The 23,345-nt window shown below is 36.8% G+C and carries 26 protein-coding genes and 2 other annotated features; of the genes, 24 read left to right on the top strand and 2 right to left on the bottom strand.

Going from position 1 to position 23,345, the window contains the following annotated elements:
• The 20 genes from nrdR to F5ESL0259_RS05510 all read left to right on the top strand — a co-directional run bounded on the left by nrdR (position 1) and on the right by F5ESL0259_RS05510 (position 16,866).
• Positions 1-468 carry a transcriptional regulator NrdR gene (nrdR, locus tag F5ESL0259_RS05605; RefSeq protein WP_046325124.1) on the top strand — a complete coding sequence of 156 codons (468 nt, stop codon included), beginning with the start codon at positions 1-3 and terminating at the stop codon, positions 466-468.
• A gap of 2 nt (positions 469-470) precedes the next feature.
• Positions 471-1,829 (top strand): DnaD domain protein, encoded by a 1,359-nt coding sequence (locus tag F5ESL0259_RS05600; RefSeq protein ID WP_122037768.1) that lies wholly within the window; start codon positions 471-473, stop codon positions 1,827-1,829.
• 10 nt (positions 1,830-1,839) lie between these two features.
• A complete protein-coding gene (gene dnaI / locus F5ESL0259_RS05595; protein WP_110446282.1) occupies positions 1,840-2,739 on the top strand; it encodes a primosomal protein DnaI in 900 nt (299 codons plus the stop codon).
• A 313-nt stretch (positions 2,740-3,052) separates the two neighbouring features.
• Positions 3,053-4,987 (top strand): threonine--tRNA ligase, encoded by a 1,935-nt coding sequence (thrS, locus tag F5ESL0259_RS05590; protein WP_122037767.1) that lies wholly within the window; start codon positions 3,053-3,055, stop codon positions 4,985-4,987.
• A 197-nt stretch (positions 4,988-5,184) separates the two neighbouring features.
• The gene (locus F5ESL0259_RS05585) at positions 5,185-5,922 is read left to right on the top strand and encodes an amino acid ABC transporter ATP-binding protein (RefSeq protein ID WP_046325120.1); all 738 of its coding nucleotides are present in this window, start codon (positions 5,185-5,187) and stop codon (positions 5,920-5,922) included.
• A 16-nt stretch (positions 5,923-5,938) separates the two neighbouring features.
• Positions 5,939-6,757: a transporter substrate-binding domain-containing protein gene (locus F5ESL0259_RS05580; RefSeq protein ID WP_122037766.1), complete on the top strand. Its 819-nt coding sequence runs from the start codon at positions 5,939-5,941 to the stop codon at positions 6,755-6,757.
• Positions 6,754-7,392: an amino acid ABC transporter permease gene (locus F5ESL0259_RS05575; RefSeq protein WP_122037765.1), complete on the top strand. Its 639-nt coding sequence runs from the start codon at positions 6,754-6,756 to the stop codon at positions 7,390-7,392. The genes F5ESL0259_RS05580 and F5ESL0259_RS05575 overlap by 4 nt, the downstream gene beginning before the upstream one ends.
• 14 nt (positions 7,393-7,406) lie before the next feature.
• Positions 7,407-8,060: an amino acid ABC transporter permease gene (locus F5ESL0259_RS05570; RefSeq protein WP_122037764.1), complete on the top strand. Its 654-nt coding sequence runs from the start codon at positions 7,407-7,409 to the stop codon at positions 8,058-8,060.
• 73 nt (positions 8,061-8,133) lie between these two features.
• Positions 8,134-8,245 (top strand) — a sequence feature (ribosomal protein L20 leader region).
• A gap of 37 nt (positions 8,246-8,282) precedes the next feature.
• Positions 8,283-8,795, top strand: a complete 513-nt coding sequence (infC, locus tag F5ESL0259_RS05565; RefSeq protein WP_046325116.1) for a translation initiation factor IF-3 — start codon at positions 8,283-8,285, stop codon at positions 8,793-8,795.
• A 21-nt stretch (positions 8,796-8,816) separates the two neighbouring features.
• The gene (gene rpmI, locus F5ESL0259_RS05560) at positions 8,817-9,017 is read left to right on the top strand and encodes a 50S ribosomal protein L35 (protein ID WP_034980158.1); all 201 of its coding nucleotides are present in this window, start codon (positions 8,817-8,819) and stop codon (positions 9,015-9,017) included.
• A gap of 36 nt (positions 9,018-9,053) precedes the next feature.
• Positions 9,054-9,410, top strand: coding sequence for a 50S ribosomal protein L20 (gene rplT / locus F5ESL0259_RS05555; protein WP_034980161.1), 357 nt, complete (start codon positions 9,054-9,056; stop codon positions 9,408-9,410).
• A 107-nt stretch (positions 9,411-9,517) separates the two neighbouring features.
• Positions 9,518-10,042, top strand: a complete 525-nt coding sequence (locus tag F5ESL0259_RS05550; protein WP_046325115.1) for a YqeG family HAD IIIA-type phosphatase — start codon at positions 9,518-9,520, stop codon at positions 10,040-10,042.
• A complete protein-coding gene (gene yqeH, locus F5ESL0259_RS05545) occupies positions 10,035-11,150 on the top strand; it encodes a ribosome biogenesis GTPase YqeH (protein ID WP_122037763.1) in 1,116 nt (371 codons plus the stop codon). The genes F5ESL0259_RS05550 and yqeH overlap by 8 nt, the downstream gene beginning before the upstream one ends.
• 8 nt (positions 11,151-11,158) lie before the next feature.
• Complete coding sequence (locus F5ESL0259_RS05540) at positions 11,159-11,800, top strand: nicotinate-nucleotide adenylyltransferase (RefSeq protein ID WP_046325113.1); 642 nt, start codon at positions 11,159-11,161, stop codon at positions 11,798-11,800.
• On the top strand, positions 11,793-12,389 hold the full coding sequence (gene yqeK / locus F5ESL0259_RS05535; RefSeq protein ID WP_046325112.1) for a bis(5'-nucleosyl)-tetraphosphatase (symmetrical) YqeK: 597 nt from the start codon (positions 11,793-11,795) through the stop codon (positions 12,387-12,389). The genes F5ESL0259_RS05540 and yqeK overlap by 8 nt, the downstream gene beginning before the upstream one ends.
• Before the next feature lie 8 nt (positions 12,390-12,397).
• Positions 12,398-12,745 (top strand): ribosome silencing factor, encoded by a 348-nt coding sequence (gene rsfS, locus F5ESL0259_RS05530; RefSeq protein ID WP_046325111.1) that lies wholly within the window; start codon positions 12,398-12,400, stop codon positions 12,743-12,745.
• A gap of 6 nt (positions 12,746-12,751) precedes the next feature.
• Positions 12,752-13,906 carry a nucleotidyltransferase gene (locus F5ESL0259_RS05525; protein ID WP_110446273.1) on the top strand — a complete coding sequence of 385 codons (1,155 nt, stop codon included), beginning with the start codon at positions 12,752-12,754 and terminating at the stop codon, positions 13,904-13,906.
• Positions 13,907-14,479, top strand: a complete 573-nt coding sequence (locus F5ESL0259_RS05520; RefSeq protein ID WP_122037762.1) for a DUF177 domain-containing protein — start codon at positions 13,907-13,909, stop codon at positions 14,477-14,479. It abuts the gene before it with no gap.
• 136 nt (positions 14,480-14,615) lie between these two features.
• On the top strand, positions 14,616-15,329 hold the full coding sequence (locus tag F5ESL0259_RS05515) for a response regulator transcription factor (RefSeq protein ID WP_122037761.1): 714 nt from the start codon (positions 14,616-14,618) through the stop codon (positions 15,327-15,329).
• Positions 15,307-16,866 (top strand): HAMP domain-containing histidine kinase, encoded by a 1,560-nt coding sequence (locus F5ESL0259_RS05510; protein WP_122037760.1) that lies wholly within the window; start codon positions 15,307-15,309, stop codon positions 16,864-16,866. The genes F5ESL0259_RS05515 and F5ESL0259_RS05510 overlap by 23 nt, the downstream gene beginning before the upstream one ends.
• Positions 16,867-16,957: 91 nt before the next feature.
• On the opposite strand, the gene yidC is transcribed toward F5ESL0259_RS05510, so the two are convergent.
• Positions 16,958-17,923 carry a membrane protein insertase YidC gene (gene yidC / locus F5ESL0259_RS05505; protein ID WP_122037759.1) on the bottom strand — a complete coding sequence of 322 codons (966 nt, stop codon included), beginning with the start codon at positions 17,921-17,923 and terminating at the stop codon, positions 16,958-16,960.
• Between the two features lie 34 nt (positions 17,924-17,957).
• Positions 17,958-18,290: an acylphosphatase gene (locus F5ESL0259_RS05500; RefSeq protein ID WP_122037758.1), complete on the bottom strand. Its 333-nt coding sequence runs from the start codon at positions 18,288-18,290 to the stop codon at positions 17,958-17,960.
• A 91-nt stretch (positions 18,291-18,381) separates the two neighbouring features.
• On the opposite strand from F5ESL0259_RS05500, the gene F5ESL0259_RS05495 reads away from it, so the two are divergent.
• The 4 genes from F5ESL0259_RS05495 to pheT all read left to right on the top strand — a co-directional run bounded on the left by F5ESL0259_RS05495 (position 18,382) and on the right by pheT (position 23,342).
• On the top strand, positions 18,382-19,152 hold the full coding sequence (locus tag F5ESL0259_RS05495) for an RNA methyltransferase (RefSeq protein ID WP_122037757.1): 771 nt from the start codon (positions 18,382-18,384) through the stop codon (positions 19,150-19,152).
• A 78-nt stretch (positions 19,153-19,230) separates the two neighbouring features.
• Positions 19,231-19,581 (top strand): helix-turn-helix domain-containing protein, encoded by a 351-nt coding sequence (locus tag F5ESL0259_RS05490; protein WP_046325103.1) that lies wholly within the window; start codon positions 19,231-19,233, stop codon positions 19,579-19,581.
• A gap of 48 nt (positions 19,582-19,629) precedes the next feature.
• Positions 19,630-19,835, top strand: a binding site (T-box leader).
• Positions 19,836-19,875: 40 nt separating this feature from the next.
• On the top strand, positions 19,876-20,925 hold the full coding sequence (pheS, locus tag F5ESL0259_RS05485; RefSeq protein ID WP_122037756.1) for a phenylalanine--tRNA ligase subunit alpha: 1,050 nt from the start codon (positions 19,876-19,878) through the stop codon (positions 20,923-20,925).
• The gene (gene pheT, locus F5ESL0259_RS05480; protein WP_122037755.1) at positions 20,925-23,342 is read left to right on the top strand and encodes a phenylalanine--tRNA ligase subunit beta; all 2,418 of its coding nucleotides are present in this window, start codon (positions 20,925-20,927) and stop codon (positions 23,340-23,342) included. The genes pheS and pheT overlap by 1 nt, the downstream gene beginning before the upstream one ends.
• Positions 23,343-23,345 lie beyond the last annotated feature (3 nt).

Here is a 23,345-nt window from a genome sequence, read left to right as displayed (position 1 = left end):
ATGGAATGTCCTAATTGTCATAAAAATGCATCAAAAGTAATAGATTCTCGCCCCAGTGATGAAAATCGTGCAATCAGACGGCGGCGTGAGTGTGAAAACTGTGGCTTTCGTTTTACTACGTTTGAAAGAGTCGAGACGACACCACTACTGGTAATCAAAAATGATGGCACTCGTGAACCTTTTAACCGGAAAAAAATTTTACACGGTGTTATGGCTGCGGGTCAAAAGCGCCCAATATCTAGTTCACAATTTGAAGAATTAGTTGATCATGTAGAAAACAAAGTCCGTCAGCAAGGAGTTAGTGAGATTTCTTCCAAAAAGATTGGTCAATTAGTAATGGATGAACTGGCTAAAATTGATGATGTCGCTTATATTCGTTTTGCCTCTATTTATCGTGAATTCAAAGATATGTCCAGCTTCATGAAAACCATGGAAGATATGATTGCAAAAAGGGAGAAAGGTAATTAATTATGTTTGAGACAAATGATCCCAAACAACCATTTTTCATTGCTAACAGGGTGGATATTTTTCCGAAGGATTTACGGGTTTTAATCAAATTATACCAGCCGCTCATTGGATCTCTGGCGCTGGCAGTTTATTTAAGCTTAAATGAAGACTACAATCCGCAAGCGATGCTCTCTGATGCCAAAGGTCTCTATTTTTTGCAGGAGCAAGCCGACTGCGATATCAAAAAATTATTTCCCGCGTTGCATAAACTTGAAGCTGTCGGTTTAATTGAAAGCCATTTGCTTACTAACCAAATTATGGGTCAGGTTTTATGTTTTAAACTTAAAAGTGTTCCTTCCAGCAGTGAGTTTTTTACCACCGCACTTTTAGCAAGTTTATTAAAAGAAAAAGTGGGTGTTACAGCCTTTAATAAATTGAGCCATGAGTTTGCTAGAGAAACTAAGCAAAGTCAAAGCAGCATCAGTGGAATTAAGGAAGCACCTAACGTATCTGCATCCTTTATGGAAGTTTTTCATTTACCTGACCAAGAAGCAATTGATCCTTCTATTGATGTGAAAAAAGCTGCTAAAGAAAACAGTTCTGTTTCTAAAGCTTTTGCTACCGTCAATGAGCAAGAGCATATTGACTGGGATTTTATGAAACAGCAATTTGAAATTTATCAAATCGCGGGCAGCGAAATTGATCAGAATGAAGAAGCTATTCGAGCTGTTATGCGCATGTACGGACTTTCCGAGCAAGAATTTGTTGATGAAGCAATACCTTGCTTACATGGTGATTATCATTTGAATATGCGTCAAATTAAGCAATCTATCGCTAACAGTATTCATGGAACTGATACGCGCCGGCATTTGCCCAAAAAAGAAGAACTAACAGACAAGCTTGTCAATAATAGTCACTTAAATGAAGATGAACAGCAGCTATTGCAGAAAGCTCAATCTGATACTCCAGCCCAGTTTTTGTATCATTTAAAAACTGAGCGGAATGATTTTGTTGATGCCAGTGAATATCAAGTGCTTGATAATTTATATAACGATAAGGGAATACCGGCAGAATTGCTTAACATTTTGACTTATGCTTGTTTAAAAAGTGGTCCTAATATCTCTTTTCGCTTGGCAAATAAAATACTTCATGATTGGCTGCAACACGGGGTAAAGACTGCAAGTCAAGCCTTGGAATACATGGACAAGAGAAAAAGGGCACAAAAGCAAAGAGGCAATCGATATCATGCTTATACTGCCAGAAAAACGGTTGAAAAGGGCACTGATTGGAACAAGCAAAAGCCAAAGGTAAAATCGGATGTTTCCAGTGCAGAATTAAAAGAATTTTTCAAGAATTTTGAAGATCAAAACGGCATGAAGTAGGTGAAATAAAATGCAACCCATCAAAAAACTTATGGTTAAAGGACAAACAGCTAAAGCAGATGAGGAAAGTACAGCTAAAATAAAGCAAAAAGTTTTGGCTGAGCCCAAAGTGCAGCAATTTATCAGCCAGCACCAAGAGCAGCTTAATGACAGCATAATTGATAAAAGTTTGCCTAGCCTGTTTGAATTTTATCTTAGTCAACATAAAAAAGACCCGGTAACTCAAGGATATTATCCTGATTTAATCATGAATAAAAATGCAATTAGCCTCAAGTTTGTTCCTGAGGACAGTAAGCTGATTCATGATAGAGAAATTAGTATCAAGAAACACTTGCGCTTAATTAATTTACCTGAGGGATTGCATGATATTCGTTTGAGTCAAATAGAACTGACTCCTGAAAGAAAAGAAGTAATGACAGCTATTCAAAAGTTTTTATATCATTATGCGCGAGATATTCATCAAAAGGGGTTATATTTATCAGGTAATTTTGGTATTGGTAAAACCTATATATTGGCGGGACTGGCAAATCAGGTTGCTGCTATGAACAAATATGTTGTTTTTTTACATGTTCCTACTTTCATTGCCAGTCTGGCAAGTCATTTTAATGATAATAGTTTGCAAGATGAAGTTCAAAAAATTGCAAATTGCGATTTATTAATACTTGATGATATTGGTGCGGAAAATTTGAGTCAGTGGTCACGCGATGAAGTTTTAGCGGTAATTTTACAAGCAAGAATGGATAATGTTTTGCCAACCTTCTTTTCGTCTAACTTTGCTATGAATGACTTAGAAGATCATTTTAAAGAGACCAAAAATGCCATTGAACCAGTAAAGGCTGCCAGATTAATGGAAAGAATACATTCTCTAGCTACAGAAATTGTAATTTCCGGGCACAACCGGCGGCATTAGTGACTAAAAAGTCTAGTTTGCATTTTTTTAATGAAAATATACTTGCATTAAAAAATTATTGGGTTATAATTAACTGCAATGAATGAACATGTTGTAATACGATTCAGAGAGAGAAGCATTATTCTGGAAGCTTCCATTAGTGTTACATCCCACTCATTCGTACCTGAAATTAAAAAGATGGGTTAGATCCGTTATAATCTTGAACGAGATAGTCTGGAATCCAGACTAAATTTTGGGTGGAACCACGTTAATTAACGTCCCAGTGCTTAACTGCACTGGGATTTTTTTATTTATTTGATTTTTGGAGGAAAAAATGAGTTTTGCAATTACTTTGCCGGATGGTTCTAAAAAGGAATATGAAGATGCAGTATCAGTTTCTGCTTTAGCACATGACATAGGTACATCTTTAGGTAAGGCTGCTATTGGAGCAAAAGTAAACGGTCAAGTTGTTTCTTTGGACTACGAATTAAATAAAGATGCTGAAGTTGCAATTATTACAGATAGAGATGAAGCAGGCTTAAATATTTTACGGGCTACAGTAGCCTTTGTTTTTGAAGCCGTTGCTAAAAAAGCTTATCCTGAGATTCATTTTGGTGAACATGTGGCGGATGAAGATGGCTTTTTGGTTGATACTGACAAGGAAAACCAGATTAAAGTTAACGAACTTCCAGAATTAGAAAAAGCAATCAAAAAGGTTATTAAGGCTGGAAATAAAATTACATCTTCTTCCATGTCAAAAGCGGAGTTATCTGAAATTTTTAAGGACGATCCGTATAAAAGTGAATTGCTAAAAGCAGAAAAAGATGACCAAATTCATGTATACAAGCTGGGAGACTTCATCGACTTTGGCTTCGACGCGTTACTGCCTAATACAGGAAAGATTAAGCAGTTTAAATTATTATCTGTTGCTGGTGCTTATTGGAAGGGCCAATCTTCTAACCCAATGCTTCAAAGAATTTCCGGTACAGCCTTCTTTAAAAAAGCTGACTTAGATGCCGATATTAAGCGTCGTGAAGAAATTAAAGAACGCGATCACAGAACAATTGGTCGAGATCTTGATTTATTCTTTGTAGATCCCAAAGTTGGAGCTGGTTTACCTTACTGGATGCCAAAAGGTGCCACGATTCGCCGAGTAGTTGAACGTTACATCATTGATAAAGAGGTCGCTGACGGTTACCAACACGTTTATACCCCAGTGCTCATGAACGTTGACGCTTATAAAACATCAGGCCACTGGGCACACTATCGTGATGACATGTTTCCACCGATGGATATGGGTGACGGGGAAATGCTTGAGTTGCGTCCAATGAATTGCCCGTCACACATTCAAATCTATAAGCATCATATTCGTTCATACCGCGAGTTACCAATTCGCATTGCGGAACTGGGTATGATGCATAGATATGAAAAATCTGGTGCTCTATCTGGTTTACAACGCGTAAGGGAAATGACCTTGAATGATGGTCATACCTTTGTAACCTTAGACCAGGTTCAAAGTGAATTCTCTAAGATTTTGACTTTAATTCTGGATGTATACAAAGATTTTGACATTACCGATTACTACTTCAGACTTTCATATCGTGATCCGAAGAATACTAAGAAGTATTTTGCCAATGATGAAATGTGGGAAAGAAGTCAGTCAATGCTGAAAAAGGCAATGGATGATATGGGCCTTGATTACGTTGAGGCTGAAGGTGAGGCTGCATTCTACGGTCCTAAACTTGATATTCAGACTAAGACTGCTTTAGGTGCTGATGAGACCATGTCCACTATCCAACTGGACTTCATGCTCCCTGAACGCTTTAACTTAACTTATGTTGGTCAAGATGGTGAAGAGCATCGTCCAGTTATGATTCACCGTGGTATTGTTGGAACTATGGAGCGTTTCATTGCTTACTTGATTGAAATATACAAGGGTGCTTTCCCAACCTGGTTAGCTCCAGTTCAAGTTGAAGTAATCCCTGTTAACCTGGACGCTCATTCAGATTACGCTAAGAAAGTTCGTGATGAGCTCAATAAGAGAGGCTTTAGAGCTGAGGCTGACTTACGTAATGAAAAATTAGGCTACAAGATTCGTGAATCACAAACACAAAAAGTACCGTATACTCTTGTTTTAGGTGACAAAGAACTCAAGGACAACAGTGTTAACGTTCGCCGCTATGGTACTGAAGAAGAAGTAGCAAAGAGTTTTGACGAATTTCTTCGTGAAATTGAACAAGATGTCAAATCATATTCACGCAATGAATAAAAGAGTAAAAGCTAATAAAAATAATTTATATAGATGGCAGAAATAATTTGAAAACTTAAACCATAATATAAAACCGCTAAAATTTGCACGTCGAGTAACAAAATGTAGTGTTGACGGGATGCACTTTTGATTAATTAATCAATTGATAAGAAATAGGTTGGATAGTTAAATTAAAACTGCTAAAAGGAGCATTAATTATGTCAATGGTAGAATTTCATGACGTGCAGAAATTTTATGGCAAATTTCACGCGTTGCATAATATCAATTTACAAATCGATAAAGGTGAAACTGTTGTTTTGATTGGACCTTCTGGTTCTGGTAAAAGTACACTTATTAGAACAATAAATCGGTTAGAATCAATTCAGGGTGGCAAACTGATAGTCAACAATCAGGATTTATCCAATCCCAAGACTGATTCAAACAGGTTGCGCCAAGATGTGGGAATGGTTTTTCAACATTTTAATCTCTATAAAAATAAAAATGTTTTGGAAAACGTCATGTTGGCGCCCAGAATTGTAAGTCATTTACCGGAAGACGAAAATAAAAAGCAAGCAATGCATCTGCTTGATATGGTTGGCATGGCAGATAAGGCCCAAAATATGCCGGCGCAAATATCCGGTGGACAAAAGCAACGTGTCGCTATTGCTCGGTCTTTAGCAATGCATCCCAAATTATTACTATTTGATGAACCAACATCAGCACTTGATCCGGAAATGATTGATGAAGTGCTACAAGTAATTAAAAAGGTAACATCAGCCAGCGATATGACTTCCTTGATTGTGACTCACGAAATGGGCTTTGCTAAAGAAGTAGCTAATCGCGTTATCTTTATGGATCAGGGTCAGATTGTGGAAGATGATGACAGTACATCCTTTTTTAAGCAGCCTAAAACAGATCGTGCTCAACAATTCTTAAGCAAAATAATAGCGCATTAAGATGGAGGGCATTATCATGAAAAAAATAATTTGCTCAATCTCACTATTAATAGGAATGTTCTTTTTATCTGGTTGCGGTAATAAAGTTGCCGATCAATCAGCTTTAAAAAATGTTCGTTCATCCAATACTATTACTTGGGCTGTTGAGGGTGATAAAAAGCTATTTAGTTTAATTGATATCAGAGATGATAAAGAAAAAGGTTTTGATATTGATATGGCTAAAGCTATTACCAAAGAAATTTTAGGTCCTAAAGGACAAGCTCGCTTTACTCTTGCCACTTCACAATCAAGAATACCTTTGCTGAAAAACGGCAATGTTGATGCGGTAATTGCCACCCTAACAATTACTCCAGAAAGAGCCCAAGTAATCAGTTTTTCTAAATCATATTTTCAGGCCGGTAAATCTTTTCTTGTTCCTAAAGGATCAGATATTAAAAAGCCCAGTGATCTTAATGGCAAAACTGTAATCGGGATCGTTGGCGATAACTCAGTTGAGGCTGTAAAGAAAGTTGCCCCCAGAGCAAAAGTTGTCGCTATGCAAGATTATGGTCAAGCAGTATCAGCTTTGAAATCTCATCAAGGCGACGCTTTGACCAGTGATAATGGTATTTTATATGGTCTAGCAGCACAAAGTCCTGATAGCCTTGAAGTAACTGGAGGAACTTATACTAAAGAACCTTATGGTATTGCAGTAAATAAAAATCAAGAACCTTTTCATAGAGCAATAAATCGAGCTATTGACAAGATTCAGAAAAGTGGAGAATACAATCGCTTAATCAAAAAGTGGTTCGGTCAAGTTCCTGGTTTTAACTATAAGGAGATGTATATTAAATGATTCGGATCTTCAATGATTTTAGTAGTCAACTATTCGCAGGGTTCGGCTGGACTATTTTATCAAGCTTGTTAACATTAGTATTTAGTCTGATTTTTGGTGTTTTATTAGCTCTATTAGAAGTTATTCCGAATAAAATAGCTAATAGGATTGGCAGGATTTACGTTGAAATCTTTCGTAATATTCCATTATTGATTATCGTAATGTTCTTTTATCTAATAGTACCTAAATATTTTGTTCAAATTGACGGTTTCACCGCTGGAACTATTGGTCTGTTCCTATATACCTCAGCTTTTATTGCGGAAATTATTCGTTCAGGTATTCAGTCGGTATCTCAAGGTCAAATGGAAGGTGCCAGGTCAACCGGTATGACTTATAGTCAGGCTATGCGTTATGTAATCTTACCTCAAGCACTTAAGATTGTTATTCCACCGCTTGGTAATCAATTTGTTAATTTAATTAAAGATTCTTCAATACTGGCTTTTGTCGCAGGTTTTGATTTAATGTATCAAGCCAATGCAATTGCATCTGTAACTTTTGATACATTTAACAGCTACTTTGTAATCGGCATATTATATCTGGTAATTACTATGCCACTAAGTTATTACATGCGGCACTTGGAAAAGAAAATGGCGTAGGGAGGCGACTTAAAATGCAAACATGGATTGATGCTCTATCATGGTTAAACTTTGGTTTTTTGTTAAAAGGTCTGGCTGTTACACTATTTATTTCGGTTTTTGCAATTGTATTGAGTTTCATTTTAGGTTCAGTCCTAGGAATAATTCGCTATGCTAAGATTAAATTTGTTTCGGCAATTGTAGGTTTTATTATTGATTTAGTTAGAAATCTGCCTTTATTATTAATTATCTTTTTTACTTATTTTGGCTTACCAAATATTGGCCTCAGGCCAGGGGCAATTTTATCAGCAATTATTGCTATGACAATCTTTGAGTCCAGCATGATTGCAGAAATTGTCCGCTCTGGTATTCAATCAGTAGCAATTGGCCAAATTGAAGGAGCCAGATCAACCGGGATGACCTTTGTGCAGTCATTATGGCATGTGGTTTTGCCACAGGCCTATCGGCACATGATACCTACTATTATTGGACAGTTTGTTTCTTTAATTAAGGATACTTCTCTAGCAACTATTATTGTTGTCCCTGAACTTATGCAACATGCGCAAGTCATCTATGGTCAAAATGCTAATTATATTGTGCCAATGTTTGCGGCTTTAACGTTTTTATATTTTATCATCTGCTTTACATTATCTGTAGTTGGTAATAAACTTAATAAGCGTTTAGTATAGATAAAGCAAAAACTTTATTTTGAGATTTATCTTATTGACACGTATACTGAAGACGAGTATAATCATTTTAGTTGAGAACAAGAAGAAGCTTCCCGCTTCTCGCCTAAGTTAAGTTGACCTCTAGGCTGATCGATATTTTCTGTTGATTAAGGGCGGGTAAAGTTTACCCGTCTTTTTCTTGTCCTCAGATTAACACGGAGGTGAAGAATTATTCCAAGGAATTTGATATTGAACGATCAAATTCGCGCTCGCGAAGTTCGTTTAATTAATGAAGATGGTGAACAAGTTGGTGTTGTTACTAAAACTGAGGCTTTACGCCAAGCAAGTGTTGCAAATTTAGATTTAGTTCTAATTTCGCCTAATGCCAAGCCACCTGTTGCTCGTATCATGGACTATGGTAAGTACCGTTTCCAGCAACAAAAGAAGGTTAAAGAGTCCCGTAAAAAGTCTAAAACGGTCAGTGTCAAAGAAATCCGTTTAAGTCCAACGATTGAGGGTAACGATTTTAACACTAAGTTAAAACATGCGCGTAAATTTATCACTAAAGAAGGTGCTAAAGTACGCGTTTCGATCAGGTTCAGAGGTCGAGCAATCACTCATAAAGAACTAGGTCGTGAAGTATTGGAAAAAATGGCTGAAGCTACATCCGATATTGCTACTGTAGTTAGCAAACCTAAGATGGAAGGCCGTTCAATGTTCTTAATGCTCGCTCCGAAGAGTGACAAAAATAATTAGTTAATTTGGAGGAATTAGAAAATGCCAAAAATGAAAACCCACCGCGCTTCTGCTAAGCGTTTTAAGAGAACTGCTTCTGGTCAATTAAAGCGTCATCACGCTTTTACCGGCCACCGTTTCCACGGCAAGACTAAGAAACAACGTCGTCATTTGAGAAAGGCTGCAATGGTTTCACGCAGCGACTTGAAGCGCATCAAACAGATGCTCTCTCAAATGCGTTAATTACATCAATCAAACGATATTTAGGAGGAATTTTAGATGCCAAGAGTTAAGGGTGGAACAGTTACACGTAAACGTCGTAAAAAGATTATGAAGCTTGCCAAGGGTTACCGTGGCGCAAAGCATATGCAATTTAAGGCTGCAAGTACACAGTTATTTGTATCTTACAGATATGCATTTCGTGACAGAAGAAGACGTAAGAGCGACTTCAGAAAGTTATGGATTGCCAGAATCAATGCTGCAGCAAGACAAAATGATATTTCATATTCTAAGTTAATGCACGGCTTGAAATTAGCTGGTGTTGATATTAACCGTAAGATGTTAGCTGATATTGCTTATAACGATTCAAAGACCTTTGCAAAATTAGCAGAAACTGCTAAGAAGGCTTTAAATTAACCAAAATAGCGCTTATGGCGCTGTTTTTTTATGTCAAAATTTAGCACTTGCAGCTGATAATTTGGTATATTAAACTAGTGCAATGGATATGATGAAGGGAATTTTGCATGTTATTCAGACCTCGCTATACGATTGATACAATTTATCATTTAAATACTGCTGAGCTGCATAAAATGGGCATCAAAGCTGTTTTTTCAGATTTAGATAATACTCTTTTGGCTTGGAACGAGTTTGAAACTGCAGAAAAAATGAATAGTTTCAATAAGAAGTTAGAGCATGCTAAAATTAAGCTTGTTGTAATTTCTAATAACAATGCTGAAAGAGTGGGTAAAGTATTGAATCCTTATCATATAGACTTTGTTGCCAAATCCAAAAAACCACTGCCTTTTGCGATCACCCGAAAAAGGAAAAGTATGGGTTTAAGAAAAGAACAAGTCATGATGGTAGGTGATCAGTTAATTACTGATATTCAGGCAGGAAATCTAGCTGGGGTAGAATCGGTGTTAGTAAAACCTCTTATTGAAACTGATAAATGGAATACCCGAATTAATCGTTTTTTTGAAAAAATTATTTTTTTCCTTTTGGGCTTGTCACATCCCGTTAAATTTAAGGAGACTATCAAAAATGGATGACCAAATTATATGTATTGGTTGTGGTGCTGTTCTTCAATCTGATAATGTAGAAGAAGCCGGTTATCTTCCGGCTGCACGTTTAAAGCAGGCAAGAGAAAGCAAAGATGAGGATAATGACGTTTATTGTCAACGTTGCTTTCGTTTGCGTCATTATAATGAGATTATGCCAGTCAAAGCGGACAATGATGACTTTTTAAAGTTATTGAATTCGTTAGCAGAAAAAAAAGCTTTGGTCGTTAATGTGGTAGATCTGTTTGATTTTACTAACTCTTTGCTTTCGGCTCTCAAGCGCTTTATAGGTAATAATGATTTTATTTTAGTGGGCAATAAATTTGATCTCTTTCCCCAGAATTCTCGTCAAAGCAAAATTAAAGATTGGATGAGGCAAGAGGCTAATAGAATGGGATTATACCCTAAAAAAATCTTTTTGGTCAGTGCTAAAAATAAAAAGAACTTGCCGGAATTAATAAGTTACCTGGATCATAATTCCCGAGATCAAGATGTCTACTTTGTCGGAACGACTAATGTTGGAAAGTCAACTCTTCTTAATGCTATTATTGAGCAAATGGGTGATATTCAAAATTTGATTACTACTTCACGTTTTCCCGGGACCACGCTTGATAAGATTGAAATTCCGCTAACGAATGGTCACTTTTTAGTTGATACACCAGGTATTTTGACTAAGAATCAGTTGGCCACGCACTTAAACACCCAGGAACTGGAGTTAATATCGCCTCAAAAACAGCTTAAGCCGGTTACTTTTCAGCTTAGTCCGGGAAACAGTTTATTTTTGGCTGGTCTGGGCAGAGTTGACTATTTAAAAGGAAAAAAAGAAAGTTTTACAGTTTATGCAGCACGCGGATTGTATATTCACAGAACTAAAACCGAAAACGCGGACAGCTTTTACGAAAAGCATATTGGTGAATTACTTAGTCCACCTGCCAAAAGTGATAAGCTGCCTCTTTTAAAGGGTCAGGAATATCATACTGGTAGTAAAAGCGACTTGCTTTTTGGCGGAATTGGTTTTATTACAGTTCCTGCAGATTGTTTAGTTAAAATTTATACACCTGGTAAAATCGGACTGGGTATTAGACGAGCTTTAATTTAGAGGATATAATGATTGCTATTGCAAAAAATTATCAAAAAACACCTACTGTGGCTGTAGCGGAAGAAAAATTGACACCTAAAAAGGGTCGCCAGATCGGAATTTTTGGTGGCACTTTTAATCCTATTCATATCGGCCATTTGATAGTGGCTGAACAGGTATTGACTAAATTACACTTAGATGAAATTTGGTTTATTCCTACTAATGTGCCCCCGCTAAAAAATGAACCCAGTGTTTCTGCTCAAGATAGGGCAAATATGTTGGAGTTAGGTACTCAAGACAATCCCCGTTTTCAGGTAAAACTGTTTGAATTATATCGTGGAGGAGTATCTTATACTGTAGACACATTAAGATATTTACGTGAAACTCAGCCTGAAAACCATTATTACTTGATCATGGGTAGTGACCAAGTCAATAATTTAGGTGAATGGAAGGAACCGACAAAGTTGGCTCAATTAGCAACCTTAGTGGGTGTTCAAAGGGCTGGTTATCCTCAGAAAGCAAAATTGCCGATGATTTGGGTTGATTCTCCAGCTATAGATATTAGTTCGACTTTGATTAGACAAACGATTGCAATTGGAGGTTCAATCAGATATCTGGTACCTGATACAGTTAGAAATTATATTCATAAAAAGGGTTTATATCATGACTGATTTAGTATTTAAGAAAACATATTCTTCTTTATCAAGTTCTGAAATTATTGCTAAGGAAAAGAGCAATATGACTGCTGACCGCTTTGAACACTGTATAGGAGTCAGTAAAACTGCACGTAAATTGGCCGAGCTTAACCACTATGATGTAGATAAGGCAGCTTTAGCCGGGTTTATTCATGATTATGCTAAACAAGTTGCAGTTGATGAATATCGTGAAGTGATTAAAACACAAGGCTTCGATCAGGACCTGTTAAATTGGAATCGGAGCATTTGGCACGGTATTGTTGGTACCTATTTTATCCAAAGAGATTTAAAGATTAATGATCCGGAAATACTAACTGCAGTCCGCAAACATACTACTGCTGACGTTGAAATGACAACTTTAGATAAAATTGTGTTCATGGCTGATTATATTGAACCAGGCAGATCATTTCCAGGTGTTGAAGAAGCGCGTAAAATAACTTATGCTAATATTAACCAGGGAGTTGGCTACCAGTTAGCACACACTCTTAAATTTTTAATTGACAAAAGGAATAAAATCTATCCCCGTACTTTAGACGCATATAACGTTTGGGGTATTAATGAATAAGGAGAAAAATGACTAGCAAAGAATTATTGACTTTTACTTTAAAAGCAATTAGCGACCGTCATGGAGAAGATACAGTAGCTTACGATATGCAAGGACATAGTATTTTAGCAGATTATTACGTAGTTACTAGTGCGGGCTCAAACAGACAGTTGCACGCAATAGCCAATGCAATTATTGACGAAGCTCACAAACATAATTATTATGATTACCGTGTTGAAGGTACGAGTGAATCCAACTGGCTTTTACTTGACTTGGGCGATGTTGTCGTAAATGTTTTTACTGAAGATGCTCGTGATTTTTATAATGTTGAAAAATTATGGGTCAATGGTAAAAAATTAGAATTAAAGGAAGATTAGCTAACCATGAGTGTAGTTGGGATCATTGCAGAATATAATCCCTTTCACAGTGGTCATGAATTCTTAATGAATCAGGCTCGTTATATAGCTGGAAGCAAAGACCCGATCATTGTCGTCATGTCTGGAAATTACGTTCAACGCGGCGAAATGGCAATAATGGATAAGTGGACTCGCGCCCAGACAGCACTTGCTAGTGGCGCTGACTTGGTATTTGAACTGCCATTTTCCACTTCAGTTGAGCCTGCAGATTTATTTGCACTCGGCAGCATCGACCAATTGGTAAAAGTGGGCGTTACTGATTTAATTTTTGGAGTTGAAGATGCTACCCAAAATTATGCTTATTTGGGTAGTAAAATTGCGGAAATTCCTCAAAGTCACATGGACTTTAATGATTACAGTCAGACTTATTCAACTCAATATAATCAGATGGTAGCACGTGAAGTTGGTCATGAAGTTAGTGAACCTAATGCGATTTTGGCTTTAGCTTATGCAGTAGCCAACCATAATTTAGGTACTCCTCTAGTTTTACATCCAATTAACCGCATCGGAGCAGGTCATGACGATGTTTTACAAAGTAATAAGGTAGTTCAAAGCGCAAGTGCAATTCGCAATATGATTTTGCATAATGAAGTTAGTTCTACATTAGAAGAATGGATGCCTAAAAAAGAAGTAAAATTACTTTTTAAACAAAAAAATTATCCCAATTGGAATCTGCTGTTTCCATTTTTAAAATACAGGTTAGAATCCTCTTCAATTTCAGAATTGCAGAATATATATCAGATGAGTGAAGGCCTGGAATATAAAATGAAGCAGGAGATACATACTGCACAAACGTTTACTGAGTTTTTACGTAGAGTAAAATCGAAACGGTATACGTATTCACGCTTGCGTCGACTAAGTTTATATACTTTGATGAATGTGACCCAAGAGGATATGATTGACAGTTTTAATCATGAATCACTTTTGCTATTGGGATACAGTAAAGTAGGTAGGAAATATCTTAAACGGATTAGAAAAGAAACCCCTGCAGATATCATTTCTAAAGTTGATCAAAAAAATACTCAAAGTGGCTCAATGAGGTTGCAACTTCGAGTTGACCGCTTTTTTGAACAACTGCTGCAAGTGGATCAAAACTTTGGCCGTCGTCCATTGGAGGTCTAAATGTTAAAACTGAATTATTCGCAGATCAAATATAGTAAGGAACCTGTAACTCATATTGAATGTGATTTGCAGGTAGCAGATGATTTCATTAAGCGAAGTCATGGTTTAGTCTATCAAGTTGATAGAGTTTTAGTGACAGGAGATTTATTTTATAATCAACCATTTGTCACTGGCAATTTTCAGGTACAAGCAGATCTTATAGTACCATCCAGTCGCAGCTTAGATCCTGTTAAGTTTAAAGAAGATTTTCATTTTAGTGAAAATTATACAGATGTTGAGATAGCTAAAGAAGAGATTGATGAGAGTGATATTCCGATTGTCAAAGTCGAGCACGAAGTTATTGATCTGCAAAAAGCAATTGAGGATAACATTTTACTAAATATCCCAACAACAATTTTAACTACCATTGAGCAAGAACAGGGCATTTATCCTGAAGGAAAAGGTTGGAGAGTCATTTCGGAAAAAGATTTTAATAAAAAGAAAGATGATCAAATCAATCCTGCTTTTGCTAAATTAAAAGATCTTTTTAAAGAAAATAATGAAAAGATTCATAACGGAAATAATGATAATTAAATTAGTTAAAAAATCAGTATTAGCAAAATGCTGGTTTTTAATCTTGTTTTAAACGCACTTTTAAAGTATGCTTTACTTGTTAATAACAATATAAATTAAATTAATCAAAATTAAATTTTAAAAAGGATGAATAAAAATGGCAAGAATCTTAATTGTTGAAGATGAAAAAAATTTGGCACGTTTCGTTGAATTGGAACTAAAACACGAAAAGTATGACACAGTTGTTGAAGGCAATGGACGCAAAGCTTTGGACTTAGCGTTAAAAGAAGACTTTGATGCGATTTTGTTAGACTTGATGCTGCCTGACCTGAATGGCTTGGAAATAGCTCGCAGAGTGCGTCAAGTCAAAAGTACTTCTATCATAATGATGACCGCCCGTGATTCCGTCATTGATCGCGTTTCGGGTCTTGATCATGGCGCTGATGATTATATTGTTAAGCCATTTGCGATTGAAGAGCTTTTAGCTCGTCTGCGTGCAGTTTTACGCCGAGTAAAAATCGAAAAAGATGCTTCGGACGATTCAATAGAGAAAAAGGTTGTAAAGTTTAAAGATCTTACAATTGAGACCGCAAATAGAATTGTTCGCCGTGGTGATGGCAAAGCAGTTGATCTGACTAAGCGTGAATATAACTTGTTAATGACTTTGATTAAGAATAAGAATAATGTTGTCAGCCGTGACCAACTGCTCGCTAAGATTTGGGGTCCCGGTTCAAACATTGAAACTAATGTGGTAGAAGTTTATGTGCGTTATTTGCGCAATAAAATTGACGTTCCCGGTAAGCAATCATATATCAAAACAGTTCGGGGAACTGGATACATGGTAAGAGATGAGGACGATGAAAAGGAATAAAAATAAAAAGGAGACCAAACACTCATCTCTTGTTGTGAGATGGGTAACTGTCGTGGCTTTGACAATTATGGTCTCTTTTGTTGTATTTTCTGTAATAATATATTCATTTGTGGGCCAGCAATCCATGGTTCAGCAAAAGCAGACCTCAAATGAAATGATATCTAAACTTAATAGTAGTTTGACTCGGATTCCAACTGAATTGCAGATTGCTAATGTTTCTTTTGCCCTCACACCGTCAGCTAGAGAAGTAATGAGAGGTAATCCGCCAATTAGATCTGACCAACAGGGCAATAGAGCTTTCAATGATGACCTATTATCTTCATTAACTAATCCTGATTTAAATGTAGTAGTTTATAATTTACACGGAGAAGATGTTTTTGATAATGGCGGTAAAATCCCGACTTTTAAAAAGTTTCGGGATGATTATAAAATGTCACGTGTCACTAAAAGTCGCAAACAGGAACTACTAACTTATCAAAAAGTGAGATCAGCTAAATCCGGTAAAGTTACAGGCTATATTATTGTTGAAAATAAAATGTCATACTATAACGGTCTGATGAAGGACTTGTTAAAGTGGATGGTACGTATTTCGTTGATAGCTGTTATATTGTTCACTTTAGTTGCTTATATAATAGTGCGCGATATTGTCAAGCCCATTAAGGAAATGTCTCATGTTGCTTTGGAAGTAAATGATGATCCTAATAGTACTGCCAGGATCAGGGATTTTCACCGTCATGATGAATTGCAGGAACTGGCGGTTTCATTCAACCAGATGCTTGATCGTATGCAACGCTATATTGATCAACAAAAAGAGTTTGTGGGAGATGTTTCTCACGAATTACGCACACCTGTTGCTGTTATTGAAGGACATCTAAATATGCTGAAGCGTTGGGGTAAAGATGATCCCCAAATTTTAGCAGAATCTATCGACGCTTCTCTGCAGGAAGCCAAAAGAATGCAGCATCTTATCCAGGAAATGCTGGATTTAACTCGTGCGGAGCAGATTAATGTTCAGTATCCTAACGCAGTTACCAAGGTTTCAGAGGTGTTAAAACGAGTGGTTGGTGATATGTCTTTGGTACACAAGGACTTTACTATCAGGTTAGATATGGATGATCTGCCTCAAGATACAGAAATTCAGATTTACCAGGGGCACTTGGAACAACTCCTTGTCATATTAATTGACAACGGTGTTAAATATTCTACGGATCGTAAAGAAATGAATGTGTCGGCTGGCTTGTCACAGGATGAAGTTCATATTATAGTGCAAGACTATGGCGAAGGAATTTCCAAAAAAGAACAAAGTAAAATCTTTAACCGCTTTTATAGAGTGGATAAAGCTAGAACCAGAGAAAAAGGCGGTAATGGCTTAGGTTTATCAATTGCTCAAAAATTAGTTACTAGTTATCATGGTAAAATTAGCGTCGATTCTGTTGAGGGACAGGGTAGTCAGTTTATGATGGACTTCCCGGCTCTTTCGAAATCTCAGGCTGAAAGGCTGCGCCAGCGCGAAGAAGCGGAAAAAAGTAAAAAATAAAATAAATAAAAAAGACCTGTAAGTCTGTTATAATGCTTGTCGAGTTACAAACATACCATGACATCTACAGGTCTTTTTTGCTATTTATCAGTTAAGGTCGTTTTTGTTGCTTACCTTTGTTACGATTACGTAAGGATTCATGCAATTCTTTGGTTTCTTCAGTTTGCACTGGAGAACTTACTTGTGAATTAAGCAATTCATTAACTTTTTCTTTAGTCACTACTTCAGTAATAGGTTCCCGCTTTAATTCTTCATCTACTTCTTTTTTAACTTTTGGCGTGATGATATATGTTACCAGCAATTGCTGAATAATAGAGAAAAAGTTGCCGGCAGCCCAATAGAGAGCAACGGAACCTGAAACGGAAAGACAGATAAAGAGTGTCATAATAGGGTTCATGAGCATCATTGACTGCATCTGCTTCTTTTGTTCTTGGGGAATTCCCACCAATGAAAGATATCCTTGTGCAAAAGCAAAAATGGTAGCAAAAATCGTGACTGAAATTGATCTGCTACTTAAGGAGATACCGAAAAATGACGAACTAGCCAAGCTCTTGGAATACATTACAGCATCATAAATACCAATCATAATAGGGAACTGGATAATCAGTGGCAAACAACCCATCCCACCTGTCAGAGATAAATGGTTTTTAGAGTAGAGTTCTCGCTGCCAACCTGCCAAGGTCATTTGTTGATCCTGATTCAGATCCTTACGTTTCATAGTATCCTGAATTAATTTCATCTGCGGTTGTAAACGAGACATTTTCTCTTGTTGTGTAGTTGATTTCTTTTGTTGATTAAGCATTAGAGGCAAAAGAATCATTCTAACTACAAGGGTCATCAAGATAATAGCCCAGCCAGCTCCATTTGCTCCACCTATGATATTGGAAAAGTAGAGCATGATATTTTGCATAGGCTTGCCGATAAACTTATAAATTGACCCATATATAAAGCCCGTCGGTGGCTTATTAGCTCCGCCACTCTGTGCACAAGCAGTGACAATTAGCATGACTGCCAAACAAATAGCAATTAATCCGATATATTTACGAAATTTTTTCATTCAACTCACCCAATTATTATTTTTTTGCCAATAACTAATATAATACATGAAAACCAGTTATTTTGCCTACTTTTATCAGTTTTTCTTTCTTGATAGTTGAAATTCGGGCAAATTGCGAAATATTTTTGGGTAATTCAGAGCAAAACTGATTGACTCTGTCCAGTTCAGCTTGTAAAGTAATTGTGACTGTTTCATCGCTGTTATTGCGCACGTTTCCATCTAATCCCATCTTTTTAGCAAGGTTTAAAACGCTCCAGCGAAAGCCAACTCCTTGAACGATTCCTGAGATAGTTAATTGCCAGGTTTCTCTTGCTTCATTGGTCGGATTGCTTTCTCTTTTAATTTTATGTTTGTTAAAAAATCCCATAATAATCCTTCCTATACTGCTTCCTTGATTTTAACATTTTAGCAGCTTCAAATTAAAAAATATATTGATAAAAACGAAAGAAGATTTCCAGATGCTAGAACAAATAAGTTCGGTAAACAATAATTTAATAAAAGATTTATCTAAATTAAAACAAAAAAAGTATCGCCAGAAAAACAATTTATACTTAATTGAAGGTTTTCACCTAATTGAAGAAGCACTCAAAGCAGGAGAAAAATACCTTTATCTGCTAGGAAGTGCTGAGGCAATCACTAAAATTAAAGAAAATTTTCCTGAGGTAATAACCAGTAAGAAAACTTTTATCATAAATTCGGCTATTGCTCATCACCTTTCTAGTACTAAAAATTCGCAGGATATTTTTATGGTCTTAAAAATTGCCCAACCTCATGACTATCAGGTTAATTTTGGCAAGTGGGTTCTTTTAGACCATTTGGCTGATCCTGGTAATGTAGGTACCATTATCAGGACGGCAGATGCTGCTGGCTTTGATGGTGTTGTTTTTTCTCCTGCAAGTGTTGATATCTACAATCCTAAAACTCAAAGGGCAATGCAAGGCAGCCAGTTTCATGTTAAATTAATTATGCAGGATCTAACAGAGGTTATTAAAGAAATGCAAGATAATTCGATACCTGTATATTCTAGTATGCTGGATAAAAATGCTAAGCAATTGTCTCAGTTTAATAAGGTGCCCCAATTAGGTTTGGTTATTGGCAACGAAGCTCATGGTGTTACTTCAGAAATAGCTGAAATGAGTGATGAAAAGTTATATATTCCTATTAAGGGCAAAGCTGAATCTTTAAATGCAGCCGTAGCTGCGGGTATTATAATCTATTATTTTGCTTAACTGCTAACACTTGTTTTTAGTAAGTATATTTAATATAATAAAAGACAAAGTTAAGCTTTCTTGTGGGAGGACGATATCATGACTCAAGGTATTAAGGACAAACGCTGTGCGGATTGTGGTGCTCCTAATTACGAATACTGCGAACATTTTATTAACGCATTCAAAATTATTGGCAAAAAGTGGAATGGACTAATCATTAGTTCTTTATGTGCTGGTGATTATATGCGCTTTAAAGACTTGGCTCAATGTGTATTGCCTTGCTCTGATCGTGTTTTGGTTGAAAGACTGAAGGAGCTGGAAAAGGAAAATATTGTTAATCGCTCCGTTGATAGCAAAACAAAGATTATCTCTTATAGTCTGACCAAAAAAGGGGCTGAATTAAAACCCGTTTTCGATCAGATTCATGGTTGGGCTGATAAATGGGTTTAATTTCGCATATTCGCTTGCATGTTTTTCAAAAAAGTTATATTCTATTAACTAATTACAAAGAGTAAGACTAGTAGCAGCAATCATTTAGTCAGAGAAACTTTTTTATTGAGCTGAAAGAAAAGTTTAAACGGAACTGTGAATTTCATCTTACTAGTAGAATCTAATCCATTCCGGTATTCACCGTTAGCGAAATTGAAAGTGTGGACATTTTTGTTGTCCAAACTAGGGTGGTACCGCGAAGCTTCGTCCCTTTTGGGATGAAGCTTTTTTGTTTGATTTGAAAGGAAAATTTTTATGGACTTGTTTGACAGGTTAAAAGAGCTGCGTGAAAAAGGTCTGGTAGAGATCGATAAGGCTAAGAACGAGGAAATGTTAAATGATGTTCGCGTTAAATTAACTGGTCGCAAAAGTGAATTAACTGAAATCCTCCATTCAATGAAAGATATTGATCCCAGTGATAGACGTGAAGTAGGACAACGTGTTAATAAATTACGTGATCTTTTTAACAGCAAGCTGGATGACGCCAAAACAGAGATAGTAGAGGCATTAGTTGAAGAGCAGTTAAACAAAGAAAAAATAGACGTTACCTTACCCGGACGGGAAATGCACCTTGGTACTAAGCACCCAATTAATATTATTTTGGATGACCTGGAAAAATACTTTATTGGTATGGGTTATGAAGTTGTGCAGGGACCAGAAATTGAAACTGACCACTACTGCTTTGAAATGATGAACTTGCCTAAAGACCATCCAGCAAGGGACATGCAGGAAACTTTCTACATTGATTCTGATAACTTATTGCGTTCACAAACTTCAGGTGATCAGGCACGAGTTCTGGAAAAACATGATTTTGCTAAAGGTCCTTTAAAAATGGTGGGGCCCGGTAAAGTGTATCGTCGCGATGATGATGATGCCACTCACTCCCATCAGTTTATGCAGATGGAAGGCTTAGTAGTTGATAAGAACATTACGATGGGGGACTTAAAGGGAACTCTAGAACTAATGGCCAAGCATGTTTTTGGTCAAGATCGCGAAACCCGCCTTCGTCCTAGTTACTTTCCTTTTACTGAACCTTCTGTAGAAATGGACGTTTCCTGCTTCAATTGCAATGGCAAAGGCTGTTCAATTTGTAAATATACAGGTTGGATTGAAGTTTTAGGTGCCGGAATGGTTCACCCTAATGTGATAGAAAATGCTGGAATTGATTCCAATGTATATGGCGGTTTTGCTTTTGGTGTAGGATTGGATCGTTTCGCTATTCTTAAATATGGTATTGATGACATTCGTGATTTTTACACAAATGATGTCCGCTTCTTGGAACAGTTCAGTAGGGAGGAAAGATAATGCTAGTTTCATACAATTGGCTAAAGGATTTTATTAAGTTGGACCAGGATCCTAATGATTTGGCTGAAAAAATAACTCGGACAGGTGTTGAAGTAGCAGAAGTTAAACACCCTGAAGATGGTATGAAGAAGTTGGTAGTGGGTCATATTATTGACTGCAAACCAATTTCTGGTACGCACTTAAATTTAACTCACGTTGATGTAGGAGAAGCAGAACCATACCAAATTGTTTGCGGAGCTCCTAATGTTGCTGCCGGAGAAGACGTTGTGGTAGCTTTACCGGGAGCTAGAATTGCCGATAATGTTAAAATCAAGAAAACTAAATTGCGGGGCAATGAATCAAACGGTATGATTTGTGGCTTACAAGAAATAGGTTTTCCAGATAATTTGGTACCAGAAAAGTACACGGATGGTATCTATGTTTTTCCTCAGGATGCAGAAATAAAACCCGGAGATTCAGCTTTTGAACTACTGGGAATGGATGACTATATTTTTGACTTTGACATTACTCCTAACCGTGCGGACACATTGTCAATGGAAGGCTCGGCGTATGAAGTTGGCGCCATCACTGATGTACCGGTTAAAGTTGAAGACGTAGTTGTTAAAGAAGATGGCCCAAATTGGACCAACGATTTTACTGTCGATGTTGATTCCCAGCTTGCACCCAAATTTTACTTGCGCAAAATTAGTAATGTCAAAATTGCTGACAGCCCTCTATGGCTCCAAAGACGACTTTGGAATGCGGGAATAAGACCTATTAACAATGTGGTTGATGTGACCAACTATATTATGCTTTTAACCGGTCAACCGATGCATAGTTATGATGCGCGCGCTTTTAAAACAAACAAACTAGTAGTTAGAAAAGCTAACAAAGATGAAAAACTAACTTTGTTAAATAACAAAGAAGTTGATCTTGATCCTAACGACATTGTCATCACCAATGGTGAAGATGTGGTAATGATGGCAGGTGTAATGGGAGGTCTTAATTCAGAAATTGAACCAGACACTACAGATGTATTGTTAGAATCTGCTATTTTTGATCCTACTTTAATTAGGAAAGCCGCTCTGCGCCATGCCAATAGAACAGAAGCCTCTAGTCGTTATGAAAAAGGCGTTAATTGGGATGCCACTACCAGGGCGTTAGATATGGCTGCGCTTCTTTTACGCAATGATGCTTCTGGAACAATTAATGAAGGCGTCATTACAGGCAGTTCTGAAAAACGTCAACCAACAAAAATTACTACAACAATCTCCTATATCAATAAAGTGTTGGGTACTGAGATCTCCTCTGCAGAAATTGCTGCCATTTTTGCCCGCTTGAATTTTAAAATTGAAATTAACGGTGACAATTTAGTTGTCGACGTACCCGCAAGGCGCTGGGATATTGCTATTCCAGCTGATCTGGTTGAGGAAGTAGGACGTTTATACGGCTATGATAATATTAAGTCTACCCAACCGGTCCTAGCAGAAACACATGGCGGCTATTCTAAAAAAGAAGAAACTATTAGACGTATTAAAAATGTAGTTCAAGGTCAAGGCTTAATTGAAGCTATTTCCTATTCATTAACCTCGCTTGAAAAAGCAATTGGCTTTTCCAAGGAACCTAAAAAGCCCGTTGAAGTCCAAATGCCTTTAAATTCCAATCGTTCAACTTTAAGACAAAACTTAATGACGGGTTTGGTCGATGCTGCGAGCTACAATATGGCACGTAAGCAAAATCAGTTAGCAATTTTTGAACAAGGACGTGTCTATGATTTTGAAAATAACAAATATAATGAGCATGAACATTTAGCTGCACTGTATAGCGGTAACGTTTATTTTGAAAACTGGCAGAATGATAATGAAAAAATTGATTTCTTTTATGTTAAAGGTCAATTGACTAATCTGTTCTTAGCTCTGGGAATTAATTTGAATGATGTTGAATACCGGGCTGAAGTAATCATGTACATGCATCCTACTAGAACAGCCGGCATTTACATTAAAAACAAATATGTGGGCATGATTGGTATGCTGGATCGTCCAGTGACCCAATCTAATAAGGCAATGAAAGATAGCGAAATTTACGGCTACGAATTGAATCTTGATGAGATTATTCCGTTAATTCTTAATCCGCAGACTACAGCTCAAAGCGCTCCTAAGTTTCCTGCAGTTGAACGCGATCTGTCAATTTTAGTAGATAAAGAAGTAACCAATCAAGCTGTTGAGGATGTTATTAAAGCAAATGGTGGAAAATATCTCTATAACCTCCGTATTATTGATGTCTATCGCGGTTCTCACATTGCTGAAGATAAAAAGAGCTTTGCTTATCGTTTAACATTTCTCAATGAAAATGACACATTAACTGATGAAATCGTTAATAAAGCAATGAATTCTATTGATGCTAGTCTCGAAAAACAACTTAAAGTAGAAATACGTTAATTA

Source organism: Lactobacillus sp. ESL0259 (genome assembly GCF_003693045.1).
Classification (GTDB): domain Bacteria; phylum Bacillota; class Bacilli; order Lactobacillales; family Lactobacillaceae; genus Lactobacillus; species Lactobacillus melliventris.
This window is presented reverse-complemented; position numbering and strand designations above follow the sequence as displayed.